This window comes from Flavobacterium frigidum, from assembly GCF_048286735.1.
Classification (GTDB): Bacteria; Bacteroidota; Bacteroidia; order Flavobacteriales; family Flavobacteriaceae; genus Flavobacterium.
Window position 1 is genome coordinate 155,351 of sequence record NZ_JBLVPU010000005.1, and the last position, 12,483, is coordinate 167,833.

The 12,483-nt window shown below is 33.3% G+C and carries 12 protein-coding genes; 6 read left to right on the plus strand and 6 right to left on the minus strand.

The genetic code is table 11. The features are described from left to right. Nucleotides 1-117 precede the first annotated feature (117 nt). Nucleotides 118-933: an N-acetylmuramic acid 6-phosphate etherase gene (gene murQ, locus ACNQGO_RS05040; protein WP_417984494.1), complete on the minus strand. Its 816-nt coding sequence runs from the start codon at nt 931-933 to the stop codon at nt 118-120. 212 nt (nt 934-1,145) lie between these two features. Between murQ and ACNQGO_RS05045 the strand changes: the two genes are divergently transcribed. Continuing rightward, entirely contained in the window at nt 1,146-2,288 is a 1,143-nt protein-coding gene (locus ACNQGO_RS05045) for a helix-turn-helix domain-containing protein (RefSeq protein WP_417984496.1), read from the plus strand. 156 nt (nt 2,289-2,444) lie between these two features. Further along, nucleotides 2,445-4,835: a TonB-dependent receptor gene (locus ACNQGO_RS05050; RefSeq protein ID WP_417947489.1), complete on the plus strand. Its 2,391-nt coding sequence runs from the start codon at nt 2,445-2,447 to the stop codon at nt 4,833-4,835. A gap of 47 nt (nt 4,836-4,882) precedes the next feature. Here ACNQGO_RS05050 and ACNQGO_RS05055 read toward each other — a convergent pair whose 3' ends face one another. Together ACNQGO_RS05055 and ACNQGO_RS05060 are read right to left on the minus strand one after the other, a co-directional pair. Further along, nucleotides 4,883-5,551 carry a ZIP family metal transporter gene (locus ACNQGO_RS05055; RefSeq protein ID WP_417984497.1) on the minus strand — a complete coding sequence of 223 codons (669 nt, stop codon included), beginning with the start codon at nt 5,549-5,551 and terminating at the stop codon, nt 4,883-4,885. A gap of 2 nt (nt 5,552-5,553) precedes the next feature. Further along, nucleotides 5,554-6,318, minus strand: a complete 765-nt coding sequence (locus ACNQGO_RS05060) for a class I SAM-dependent DNA methyltransferase (RefSeq protein ID WP_417977303.1) — start codon at nt 6,316-6,318, stop codon at nt 5,554-5,556. A 69-nt stretch (nt 6,319-6,387) separates the two neighbouring features. Here ACNQGO_RS05060 and ACNQGO_RS05065 point away from each other — a divergent pair, with 69 nt between their 5' ends. Next, complete coding sequence (locus ACNQGO_RS05065) at nt 6,388-7,563, plus strand: THUMP domain-containing class I SAM-dependent RNA methyltransferase (RefSeq protein ID WP_417984499.1); 1,176 nt, start codon at nt 6,388-6,390, stop codon at nt 7,561-7,563. Nucleotides 7,564-7,620: 57 nt separating this feature from the next. Continuing rightward, nucleotides 7,621-7,857, plus strand: coding sequence for a hypothetical protein (locus ACNQGO_RS05070; RefSeq protein ID WP_309757211.1), 237 nt, complete (start codon nt 7,621-7,623; stop codon nt 7,855-7,857). A gap of 77 nt (nt 7,858-7,934) precedes the next feature. Here ACNQGO_RS05070 and ACNQGO_RS05075 read toward each other — a convergent pair whose 3' ends face one another. From ACNQGO_RS05075 to rlmD, 3 genes are all read right to left on the minus strand, one after another. Then, the gene (locus ACNQGO_RS05075) at nt 7,935-8,768 is read right to left on the minus strand and encodes a DUF6048 family protein (RefSeq protein ID WP_417984501.1); all 834 of its coding nucleotides are present in this window, start codon (nt 8,766-8,768) and stop codon (nt 7,935-7,937) included. Next, the gene (locus tag ACNQGO_RS05080; RefSeq protein WP_417984503.1) at nt 8,740-9,261 is read right to left on the minus strand and encodes a DUF6452 family protein; all 522 of its coding nucleotides are present in this window, start codon (nt 9,259-9,261) and stop codon (nt 8,740-8,742) included. Before ACNQGO_RS05080 ends, ACNQGO_RS05075 begins: the two co-directional genes overlap by 29 nt. Nucleotides 9,262-9,389: 128 nt before the next feature. Next, entirely contained in the window at nt 9,390-10,802 is a 1,413-nt protein-coding gene (gene rlmD, locus ACNQGO_RS05085) for a 23S rRNA (uracil(1939)-C(5))-methyltransferase RlmD (protein ID WP_417984505.1), read from the minus strand. A 517-nt stretch (nt 10,803-11,319) separates the two neighbouring features. On the opposite strand from rlmD, the gene ACNQGO_RS05090 reads away from it, so the two are divergent. Together ACNQGO_RS05090 and ACNQGO_RS05095 are read left to right on the plus strand one after the other, a co-directional pair. Then, complete coding sequence (locus ACNQGO_RS05090) at nt 11,320-11,547, plus strand: hypothetical protein (RefSeq protein WP_417968591.1); 228 nt, start codon at nt 11,320-11,322, stop codon at nt 11,545-11,547. A gap of 399 nt (nt 11,548-11,946) precedes the next feature. Next, the gene (locus tag ACNQGO_RS05095) at nt 11,947-12,357 is read left to right on the plus strand and encodes an OsmC family protein (RefSeq protein ID WP_417984506.1); all 411 of its coding nucleotides are present in this window, start codon (nt 11,947-11,949) and stop codon (nt 12,355-12,357) included. Nucleotides 12,358-12,483 lie beyond the last annotated feature (126 nt).

The window sequence follows — 12,483 nt, forward strand, 5'->3', positions numbered from 1 at the left end:
CTAAAAAAATATTTAACAAGGAAAAGATCTTGATGTACTTCCATTTTCGTAATAAATAGATGATAATGATCCATAGAATGGGTAGCAATGACAATCCAAAATAAAAAAGGAATACCATTATTTAGACTGGTAAAAATCAACAGCTTTTCTTACGCTGCCGTATTTTTGTAATAGTTCACTAGCTTCATCATAAGGCACTTGAATTTCTTCCATTATCATTTTTACCCCACGATCTAACAGTTTGCTGTTGCTGAGTTGCATGTCGACCATTTTGTTTCCCTTTACTTTTCCTAATTGAATCATCGTGGCAGTGCTAATCATGTTGAGGACTAGTTTTTGTGCCGTTCCTGCTTTCATGCGGGAACTACCAGTCACAAATTCTGGTCCTACAATTACTTCTACAGGGAATTTTGAAGTTTTAGAAAGCGGACTTCCAGCATTACAAGAAATGCTTCCCGTAGTAATGTTATTTTCGTTGCAAGATTGCAAACCACCAATAACATAAGGCGTAGTTCCTGAGGCGGCAATGCCAATAACGACGTCATTTTCATTTATATCGAAAGCTTTCAAGTCAAAGCAGGCTTGTGTGGTGTTGTCCTCTGCATTTTCTACTGCTTTGCGAATAGCAGTATCGCCACCGGCAATAATCCCGATTACTAAATCAAAAGGAACGCCAAATGTAGGCGGACATTCTGAAGCATCGAGTATTCCTATACGTCCTGATGTTCCCGCACCAATGTAAAATAAACGTCCGCCGAGTTTCATTTTAGCAACAATTTCGGTTACTAATTTTTCTATTTGGGGCAATGCTTTTTCAACTGCGAATGGCACCGATTGATCTTCCTGATTGATATTAGATAACAATTCTTGAATCGACATTTTTTCTAAATGTTCGTATTTTGAAGATTGTTCGGTGGTTTTTGTGAAGGTCATTTTTCTTATAATTGGATAACTCCAAAATTAACCTTTTTTATCACAATCTCTAAATTTTCTATTTTTAGTTTCAGGTTTTAGAAGTTTCAGGTTTCTTTAGTTTTATAAAGTTGGAGTAATTTTTCCAGTTTTAATTTCTAATTCAGCGAATGGATTTCAAATAGTTGTCACGTGAACTAAAATACTATATTTGTTTAAATATTATAAGTTAAATGGATAAATTAAGCTTACTGCAGGGCATTGGTCGGATCTCCGTTTTTGTTTCTTTATTGCTTGCATTTTTTTTAGTAACGGTTAAAACCAAAAATAAATTAGCAAATCGTTTATTTGCTTGTTTTTTTATTTTTTCAGCGATTGATCTTTCTGGTTTTTTTATTGATGCGGTTACTCGTATTGAGTTGAATTTAGAGATTTTTAGATCTACAGCCTGTTTGTTTGGAATGCCTTTATTTTATCTTTCGGTACTGGCAGTCTGTTATTCTGATTTTAGATTAAAGTGGAAGCACGCATTGCATTCAATTCCTTTTTTATTGGTCAATTTGGTTTTTATTCCAAGGATTTATCTTAGTAACTACATAGAAAGAGACACATTTGTTACAATACTTAATCAAATGCCAGAGATATACTTCATTCAGATTTTAATTGAATTTCAATATGTATTTTATATCGTCAGTGTTTTTATAATTTTAAAAAAGTATAAAGAAATCTATTTAGAAAATTATGCTGATTCGAGTACTGCGACTTATAAATGGCTTTTTCAGATAACCTGTGTTTTGCTTATCGCACATTCTATTGTGGCATTAAAAAATGTATTGCGTTATAGCGGTTTCAGAGAGATATTTCTTTGGACAAATGTACTTGTAGGGGCTATTGCTTTGCTAATAACATGCTGGTTTATAATGAAAGCGCTCAATCATCCCGAACTTTTTAGAGGCGTTAATTCTAAATTACAATTGGCAAAAGACATTTTGCCCGAACTCGAAGAAAAAACAGCATCTAAAAATGTACAAGACGATGCGATTTACAGTCAAATTTCGACATTGAAACAATATATGGCTGAGGAAGAGCCTTTTCTCGATCCATCGCTAACCATTCAGGAGCTTGCCAATCAAATTGATATTCCGGTTCGGGATTTATCTGTTTTAATTAATCATCATATGGATCAGCACTTTTTTGATTTTGTCAATGAACATCGTATTCAAAAAGCGATGGGTATTTTGAAAGATCAGTCTAGGAGTCAGGTTACCGTTCTGGAAATTTTATATGAAGTTGGTTTTAACTCCAAATCTTCTTTTAATACCTCTTTTAAAAAGCACACCAATTTGACGCCCACTGCTTATAGAAACGCTTTGTAATGAGTGGTTTGTAAAAAGTCGTACTTCATGCCTGATAAAGTCGAACTGATTTTCTGAATAGAAATTGGTTCGACTTTTTTTTGTCGGTCGAATTCTGAAAATTTCTAAGGCAACTTTGCTTCAAATTAATCGAAACAAGTTTTAAAATTAGAAATCATGAAAAAAGTAAATCTCCTTGCCTTTTTATTATTGCCTTTATTTTGTTTAGCTCAAGCATCATGTAAATTAAAAGGAAAAATAGTAAGCGAAACAATTCCATTAGAATGGGCAGATATTTCCATATCGAATTCAGAAGGAAAAATTATAGACGGCGCAACCTCTAAGCAAGATGGTAGTTTTGAAATCAACATTAAAAAAGGATCTTATAAAATTGGAATCACCCTTTTAGAATTTACAGATTATGAAAAAGAGTTTACAATAATAAGTGATATGGATTTAGGAACAATCATTTTAAAAGAAAGCGCAACCGGTTTGAAGGAGGTTATCATTCAATCTAAAAAGAAAACAATCGAGCAGAAAACGGATCGATTGGTTTATAATCTTGAAAACAATGTTACAACAGTTGGCGGAGACGCTTTAAGTGCCATTAATTCGGCTCCCGGAGTTGTCGTTCAGAATAACACAATTAATATATTAGGAAAAGGAACATCCCGCGTTATGATAGATGGACGAATGATTGAATTAGTAGGTGAGGAACTGAATAATTTTCTGAAATCAATTTCGGCTAGTGATATTAAAAATATTGAAATTATCAGCAATCCGCCGGCAAAATATGATGCCGAAGGAACAGGTGGATTGATTAATATTATTATGAAAAAAGGAGTTCGTGATTCCTGGAAAAACACGACTACAGTTTCTTATGATCAAAATAAATATAGTATTTATACTTTTAGAGATAACTTTTTTTACAATAAAAATAAGTTTAGATTTTCTGCCAGCATTAATGCAAAAACAGGTTATTTGAATGCTACAGATGATTTAAAAATGTATTTTCCTGATGGACTTTCCCATATGAAAAGTACAACAAAGGTAAAAACTGAAAATCTTTCCGGGAAATTGGCTATAGATTATGATCTTTCAGAACGTACTACTATTGGATTTCAATATTTAAACGATAGAAATAACCCTGATTTTAAATCGGATATTAGAATTGAGGGTTACAATACTCAAAATGAATTGGATAATGTTACACTGAACAATAGCTTCACTGATAAAGGATCAAAAAATCAAACGTATAATGCACATTTGATTACGAAACTAGATTCCTTAAAAAGGAAGTTATCTTTTGATGTTGATTATTTTAATTACAGTTCAAAATTCGATAGAAACTTTGTCGCTAATAATTTCACGCCAGATATGATATTTGTTGATATAAATCAGTCGGGAAGAAACATTTCGAATCAGGATATTGACAATTGGAGTCTTAAGGCTGATATGGAACATCCGCTTCAAGCGTTGAATTTGTCTTATGGTACAAAAATGAGTTTTACAAATAGTGTAAGTGATGTACTTTATTACAATACAATTACAGGAACTCCAGAATTAGATTTGAATCAATCCAACCGATTTAAATACAATGAAACCAATCAGGCGGTTTATGTAAATGCGGATAAAAAACTCAATGAAAAATGGAATTTCCAAATGGGATTAAGATTGGAGAACACGCAAACAAATGGATTTTCTGAAACTTTAAATCAGGAAACAGAAAATAATTATTTGAAATTATTCCCAACGTTTTATGCTTCTTACAAGAAAAACGAAAACAATACTTTTAGTTTGAATTATGGAAAAAGAATCAACAGACCACGTTTTGATTTACTGAATCCGTTCAGAATTTACATAAACAGCAATAGTTATTCTGAAGGAAATCCGTTTTTAAGACCTTCATTTAGTGATAATTTTGAGTTGGCACATACTTATAAAGAGATTTTAAGAACAAGTGTTTTTGTCAATGCAATTACAAACGGTTATGGAGTTTTGTTTACATCAAACCCGGAAACCAATACACAGATTGTAACCCGTGAGAATTATTTTAAAAATTTAAATTATGGATTAGGGGAAAGTTACTCGGCTAGTTTTACAGATTGGTGGTCTAGTGAAAATTCATTGTACTTTTTGGGAGCAAAAACAGAATTTATTAAACATATCAATGCTACACCATCAAACAGTTTACAAATTGATTTTTCTACAAATAATACTTTTTTATTAAGTAAAACGACAAAATTGCAAATCGATTTTACGTACACAACGCCTTTTAAATCCGGTTTATATGAAGTAGGATATGCCTCGAGTTTTGATATTAGTTTCAAACAGGATTTTTTTAATAAAACCATGCAGATTGCATTGTTGGCAAATGATATTTTTAATACCTCTTATTTAAAAGACTTTATTTCAGTTATAAACGGTGTAAAACAGGTGTATGAGCAGCAAGAAAGTAATCGATTTGTACGTCTATCTATGGTTTATAATTTTGGAAACAAAAAGATCAATGTACAACAGCGTGATTTTGGGAATAAGGAGGAGAATAAAAGAACTGAAGGTAATTAGAAAATTAAAAGCTAAGAAACAGAAATCTGTTTCTTAGCTTTATAAATTTATATAAAATAAGCCAATGCAATTCCTATCACAATCATCGAAACCTTGGCAATATTGAACTTGTGTCCTTCGCTGCTTTCGAAAATAATGGTTGATGAAATGTGAAATAATATTCCTATTACGATGGCAGTGATTTCAGTATAATACACCTTTAATATTGGCAAATAATCAGATAAAAAAGTTCCCAGCGGAGTCATTACGGCAAAGGTAGTCATAAAGAAAAAAATAGCTTTTTTATCGAGACTAGCATTGATAAAAAAAGTAGTCAAAATAATAGCAATAGGCAAATGATGGATGGCTATTCCTATTGCTAGATCCTTGTGATGGCTTACAGGAAATCCTTCTAGAAAGGCATGAATACAAAGGCTAACAAAAAGTAACCATGGAATTTGCATCATTTTTTCGTGTCCGTGTACATGACCGTGTTCTGCACCTTTGGAGAAAAATTCCAAGATGATTTGAAATAAAATTCCCAACATGATAAAGAGCCCAATGTGTGAATTTTTACTTTCGTAAATTTCAGGTAATAAATGCATAACCGTTAAGGAAAGCAGGAAAGAGCCACTAAAAGCCAATAGCAATTTGAGGTTGGTTTTATTCTTTGGTCGTATAATCAATGCGGTAATATAACCTATGATTACGGAAAGTAATGGTAAAAGATAATTCATTATTATTTAAAAATCATGATTAGGCGTTCGCTATCAGTCTTGTGGAATTTTTTCAGTTTGTAATCGCCAAAAATGTCCAATAGATAAATTCCGGCTTCCTCCATTAACTCCTCGAAATCTTTTAGGGTCAGGGCTTTTACTTTTTCGGTAAAATGAAATTTTTGTCCTTTGTCTTCAAAATCAATTTCTTTATAAATATGACCGTCTTTCAAATAACGTTTAATATAAAAATCAATTCCTTCGACTGTTTTGGTCTCCTCGGGAACTAATGTCTCGAGCACTTGGGCAACATTCATAAAATCGATAACTGCAAATCCATATTCAGATAAGCTTTCTTTTATGGATTTTAACGTAGTTAAATTGTCTTCATCGTTTTCAAAATAACCAAAGCTGGTAAACAAATTAAAAATAGCATCGAACTTTTCTTCAAATGGTTCTCGCATATCATGCACTTTGAAGTGAAGGCTATCGTTCGTGTTTTTAGCAGCTTCAAGAATACTGTTCTCTGATAAATCTGCTCCTAGAACCGTAAAACCCAATTGATTTAAGTAAATAGAATGACGGCCTTTGCCACAGGCTAAATCCAGCACGTTTGCCTTTTCTGGAAGATTGAGATAATGGGTAAGGTTATCCATGAAAACCTGAGCTTCTCTATAATTTCTATCTTTGTAAAGGATGTGATAATACGGGCTGTCAAACCAAGAGGTATACCAGTTTTCTGTTGATTTCAATTGATTTTCAATAGGAGGATTTTGCGCTGCAGACATTTATTCTTTTTCAATTAATTCGATTCAGGCAAATTTAGTGTATTTTTGCAACGAATACTTGATTTTACAATGGAAAATAATTATAAAATGGTTGCCAAAACCTTTTTTGGTTTTGAAGAAATATTAGCAAAAGAATTGCAAATGCTGGGCGCTCAAAACGTAGAGCAAGGAGTAAGAATGGTTAGTTTTAAGGGCGATAAAGGGTTTATGTACAAAGCAAATTTGTCGTTACGCACCGCATTAAAAATTCTAAAACCGATTTATTTTTTTAAAGCCAATAACGAACAAGCTTTGTATAAAGGGATTTCTGGTGTGAATTGGTCAAAATTGATTGGAGCCAATCAAACATTTGTAATAGGTACCACTGTGCATTCAGAATACTTTAATCACTCTGAATTTGTGTCTCAAAAATGTAAAGATGCTATCGTAGATCAGTTCAGAGAACGAACTGGGCAACGTCCGAGTATCGATAAAGTGCATCCAGATTTAAGAATTAACGTCCATATTGATAAAGACCAAGTATCGGTAGCTTTGGATACTTCCGGAAATGCCTTGAACCAACGTGGGTATAGAACGGCTACTAATATTGCACCTATAAACGAAGTATTGGCTGCCGGAATTTTATTGCTTTCGGGTTGGGATGGCCAAACAGATTTCTTAGATCCAATGTGTGGTTCGGGAACATTCTTAGCCGAAGCAGCCATGATTGCCTGTAATATCCCAGCAAATATTAACCGTAAAGAATTTGCGTTCGAAAAATGGAATGATTGGGACAATGATTTGTTCGATGCAATTTCAGATAGTTTATTGAAGCGTGTTCGCGAATTTCATTACACCATAAAAGGCTACGATAAAGCACCTAGTGCGGTTCAGAAAGCCAAGGACAACATCAAAAATGCTAATCTGGACGAATATATTTCTATCGAAGAACAAAACTTTTTTGATACTGAAAAAACTTCAGAAGGGAAGTTACATATCGTTTTCAATCCCCCGTATGATGAGCGATTGGACATTCATATGGAAGAATTCTACAAAAATATTGGGGATACTTTAAAGAAAAATTATCCTGGTACTAATGCCTGGATGATTACAGCCAATCTAGAAGCATTGAAATATGTGGGATTAAAACCTTCGAGAAAAATTAAACTTTTTAATGCTGGTTTAGAAGCTCGTTTGGTAAAATATGAAATGTACGAAGGAAGCAAGAGAACGAAATTTCAGGTAGTAACTGATAGTGTTGAGTAGGCATTATTCAAATTTTTACTTTCGACCTTTTGACTTTACAACTTTAAGACTAAAAAAATGACCAAATTACAAATACGAGCTTTTCTTTACCAATTGGGATGCTTTGCCATATTGTTTATCTCTGTTCGCTACATCGTAGCGCATTATACTAATTTAACGAGTTTCTGGATTCCATTGACCGCCTTTATCATTGGAACTATTATAGCTCCTAAATTCCAAGCTGTAAAAACCAAAGACGGAGAAAAATTATTTATGAAATGGATTTTCATGAAAGGAATTAAGGAAATAGGATAGTATATGTTTATTCTAACAACAAAAAAACCGCAAAGATTATTATTTCTTTGCGATTTTTTTTTATTCTTAATTCGTAATTATTTTTCCTTAGTTTTTTTAGCAACCGCAACAGGTTTTACTTTTTTCTTGTAAATGGGAACAAAATAAGTTACCGTGTAGTTAAAACCTACACCAAAACGTCCATCGTAGGTTCTATTGAATCCAGGAATGTATAAGTTGGAGAAATTCTCAGGTTCTTTATTAGTTACCAATCTATTCAGTCGAAGACTAAAGCCCAAAAAGACATTATTAAATACTTTCGCTTTTACTCCAGCTACAACTTCTATCCAACTGGCCGTTAACCCATCGTATTTTTGACCGGATTCAATAACTGGTGCTTCACCAAAATAAGGATTTGCATTGTAGATGCGATAACTGTTTAATTGCTGGTTAAAAGTACTGAAACCATATCGCATTCCTATGGAAATAATATTTTCCATGTCCAGCCAGTTTTCATATGCATTGTAATCAAAACCTGCTTTAATGTAAGAACCTTTTGTAGTAAAATTGAGGCGGTCGTCATCGGTAGTTTTATTTTCGTTTCCAAGTTCGGCTGCCAAAAAATATTTTTTGGTCAATCTGTAATCTCCCACAAACTCAATTCCTTTATAATCTTTGTCATATAAAGCACGAGTCAGCTTATACAAATCTATTCCTACACGAACGCCGTAGCGATTGGTTTTAACGGGAATCGAATCATTCTTTTTAATGTCAGGACTAATTTTCACTAGTGGTAAAGGCGCTTCGGGAATCCTTTCGTTATTCACGGGACTTTTTGGAGTACTTTTAGCAGGCGTTGTTTCTTGTGATTGTGCAAGAGTCAGCCACCATAGAAGACAAAAACTAAAAAAAGATTTTAATGTGTGTTTCATTTTCGTTTTCTATAATATTTTTTTCGACCGAGATAAATTTAATCCATTTTTGATCTGCTGCTGTGCCATCTGTATGCGTGTAGGGATTGGTTGCGTCTAATGTAAAAGTCGTTTTGTAACCGCAAGCTCTGGAAACAAATATTTCCTGAGTTGCATAATCAAATTTTAAATTATCTACGTTTACTAAGGCCGCATTTGTATTGCCAGAATTCAAAGTCAAACTATAACCAGTGCTGGTTCCTACAGTTTTCAAGGGAATCGAAATGGTATTGCCATTTGTAGTTGGACTACCATTAAAAACTATTCCATCCGTCATGCCTTCACCTACCACTTTTAAATTCGTTACGTTTTTTAAAACCGAAGGATTCGAAAAATCGTAAAAACCAATCACAATTCGCGGTGTTGTTGGTGTATTTGCATCGCATATATCATCTTTCTCACAACTGGAGAAGGATAGTGCTACTGCAAATACCAGTAAAATTATTTTTTTCATTTACATTTTTTTGTGGAAACCGATTCGTAATTAGTATGCGTAAGAAAATTTTGGAATGTTAAAATCAATTTCAAAAGCAATTTTTAAAATCTACAATCAAAAATCGTTAATCTACAATCAAAAATCAATTATCTTCTTTCTAAAAGTACAACATTTTCCACGTGATGCGTTTGCGGAAACATATCTACAGGACGCACTCGGGTTACTTTATACTTCTCGTCCATTAAGGCTAAATCACGTGCTTGTGTAGCCGAATTGCAACTTACATAAACCACTTTTGCAGGAGCAATTTTCATGATTTGTTCAATCACATCTTTGTGCATTCCATCTCTTGGTGGATCTGTGATAATCACATCAGGATGACCGTGTTGTGCAATAAATGCATCATTAAACACCACTTTCATATCTCCTACAAAGAATTCACAATTTGTGATTTCGTTGCGTACAGCATTTTCTTTAGCATCTTTTATCGCATCGGGAACACTTTCTACACCAATTACTTTTTTCGCTTTTTTCGAAACAAACTGTGCAATAGTACCCGTTCCTGTGTATAAATCATACACAATTTCATTTCCGGTTAATCCTGCAAAGTCTCGAGTGATTTTATACAATTCATACGCTTGATCAGAATTAGTTTGGTAAAAAGATTTGGCATTAATGCTAAATTTTAAACCTTCCATTTCCTCCAAAATATAATCTCTTCCTTTGTATAATTTGATATCCGTATCATATAAAGTATCGTTTGCTTTATTATTGATAACGTATTGCAAGGAAGTTATTTGGGGGAATTTTTCGTAAAGATGGTCCAAGATTAATTCTCTATTCGCTTTGTCGTTTTCAAAAAACTGAATCAAAACCATAATTTCTCCTGTTGAGGCCGTGCGCAACATCAACGTACGCAATAACCCAGAATGTTCTCTCGGGTTAAAAAACGTTAATCCGTTTTCATTTGCAAAATCCCTTACTTCGTTTCTTATCGCATTTGATGGATCTTCTTGCAAATGACATTTGTTGATATCCAGAATTTTATCCCACATTTTCGGAATATGGAAACCAAGTGCATTTCTGTTTCCTAAATCTTCAGTACTGCCAATTTCCTTTTCGGTCAACCAGCGACTGTTCGAAAATGAAAATTCCATTTTGTTTCTGTAAAAAAACTGTTTCTCTGAACCTAGAATCGATTCAAATTCTGGAAGCTCCACTTTTCCAATGCGTTGTAAATGATTCAGCACCTCATTTTGCTTGTAATACAACTGTTGGCTGTACTTCATATTCTGCCATTTACAACCACCACAAACACCAAAATGCTCGCAAATTGGTTCAATTCTATGTTCAGAAAATTCATGAAAGTGAACTGCTTTTCCTTCGTAGTACGCCTTACGTTTCTTGAACGTTTGCACATCAACCACATCGCCAGGAACGACATTTGGGATAAAAATTACTTTACCATCCGGCGCCTTTGCTACCGATACGCCTTTTGCACCAGCATCAAGGACTTTTATTTGATGAAAGACAACTTTGTCTGTATTTTTCTTAGCCATAGCGCAAAAATAAGCGTTTGAATGGTTTTATAAATTCAAATTGGGAATTTTTTTTAAAATCACCTAGTTTTATTTGTGCCTTTTCCTGCTTTTCGTTGCAAATCCTCGTTTCAGCAGCTCAAAACCGGCGGTAAAAGGAGCTTGCTGCGGTCGCTCTTTTCTCGCACGGTTTTTTACGCTCCTACAACTTCGGGATTTTCACTACAATCAGGGGCAGCGTGTGACTAATGGAATCAATCAAGGCGCTACTTTTTCTGTTGTTTTTCACTATAAATTTTGACTGGCAAAACATACTATAGATTCACCTATGGTTCATTTTTTTTCAACCCAAATTTACGAAGGCCTTTCAATACTCATCAAAATTTTATATCAGTAGCGGTGTAGATTATCAAGTAGATTATGTAAATTATGTAATGTTTTAATTTAATTGAATAACAATTCCATTCAATTGTATTAATAAATTTGTTTTAATATCATTATTAACATAATTTTTGTCATTAATTTAAAAACAATTAACATGAAACAAATACAAAACAGCAGCACAAATTTTAAAAAAACTTTAGCAATAGCTTCACTTTTCTTATTTCAAGGGATCGCACAGGCGCAAGATAAAGAAGTAGATGTAAATTTGAATTTAAACGATGGAGGAAATAATTGGTATGCAGAACCATGGCTTTTAGTTGTAGGTGCGGCCGTTTTCATAATTATTATAGTTGCGCTATTAAGAGGTAAAAGCAGTAACTAAAAAACACATCACATAGTATTGATTTGAGTTTTAAATCGGTATAAATTGACCTAATAGTGGTTTAATTTATACCGATTTTTTATTTTTTCATGCCAAACCAAATACTGTAGCATTATTCTTTTGCAGTTTATACTTATTTCATTTATTGCTGTAGTGCAACATCGTAATTTTATAAAATAGATCTAATCTAATAATTATATTTATTTGTAATACAGTTTAAAACGAATGGATTATAGTTTATGTGGACACTTCTAGAAACTTTTAAAGTCAATAGACAGAATCCGCATGCTATTGATGTCGTTTTGTTTAATGATTTTTTAAATTAACGTTAAATATCAAGCTCTTGAAAGGGTTTCTTTTTTAAAAAGCTTAAATTTGAGTACATATAAAATAGATATTATGAAAAGAAACGCAACAGCAGTCTGGAATGGTTCACTCAAAGAAGGAACCGGAAAATTAACCACACAAAGCACCACTCTAAACGATACGCAATATTCCTTTAAATCTCGTTTTGAAGAAGGCGTAGGGACAAATCCCGAAGAACTGATTGCAGCGGCTCATTCAGGTTGTTTTACAATGCAACTTTCGGCATACATTACCGAAGCTGGTTTTGAAATTGAAACTATCGACACCAAATGCGATATTGATTTGGTCGACGGAACAATTTTAACGTCACATTTAACGGTTCAGGCAAAAGTCACTGGAATAACTGATGATGCTTTTCAGCAATTGGTAACTAAAGCTGAGAAAAATTGTCCTATTTCTAAAGTATTGAATGCAGCAATTTCAAGTACAGCCACTTTAGGATAATCAAAATATTGTCTTGTCCTGAATAACCGATACAGATTATTAGATAAAAATATTTAATTAAACACTTGCAAAAACGTTTTTGCAAGTGTTTTTTGTTTTATATGTCCTCATTTTAATTTGACTTTG

Coding starts and splice junctions, on each gene's coding strand:
- ACNQGO_RS05045 (WP_417984496.1), top strand. CDS start 1,146: ATGGATAAATTAAGCTTACTGCAGGGCATTGGTCGGATCTCCGTTTTT.
- ACNQGO_RS05095 (WP_417984506.1), top strand. CDS start 11,947: ATGAAAAGAAACGCAACAGCAGTCTGGAATGGTTCACTCAAAGAAGGA.
- ACNQGO_RS05090 (WP_417968591.1), top strand. CDS start 11,320: ATGAAACAAATACAAAACAGCAGCACAAATTTTAAAAAAACTTTAGCA.
- ACNQGO_RS05075 (WP_417984501.1), bottom strand. CDS start 8,768: ATGAAACACACATTAAAATCTTTTTTTAGTTTTTGTCTTCTATGGTGG.
- ACNQGO_RS05080 (WP_417984503.1), bottom strand. CDS start 9,261: ATGAAAAAAATAATTTTACTGGTATTTGCAGTAGCACTATCCTTCTCC.
- ACNQGO_RS05055 (WP_417984497.1), bottom strand. CDS start 5,551: ATGAATTATCTTTTACCATTACTTTCCGTAATCATAGGTTATATTACC.
- ACNQGO_RS05050 (WP_417947489.1), top strand. CDS start 2,445: ATGAAAAAAGTAAATCTCCTTGCCTTTTTATTATTGCCTTTATTTTGT.
- ACNQGO_RS05065 (WP_417984499.1), top strand. CDS start 6,388: ATGGAAAATAATTATAAAATGGTTGCCAAAACCTTTTTTGGTTTTGAA.
- ACNQGO_RS05060 (WP_417977303.1), bottom strand. CDS start 6,318: ATGTCTGCAGCGCAAAATCCTCCTATTGAAAATCAATTGAAATCAACA.
- murQ (WP_417984494.1), bottom strand. CDS start 933: ATGACCTTCACAAAAACCACCGAACAATCTTCAAAATACGAACATTTA.
- rlmD (WP_417984505.1), bottom strand. CDS start 10,802: ATGGCTAAGAAAAATACAGACAAAGTTGTCTTTCATCAAATAAAAGTC.
- ACNQGO_RS05070 (WP_309757211.1), top strand. CDS start 7,621: ATGACCAAATTACAAATACGAGCTTTTCTTTACCAATTGGGATGCTTT.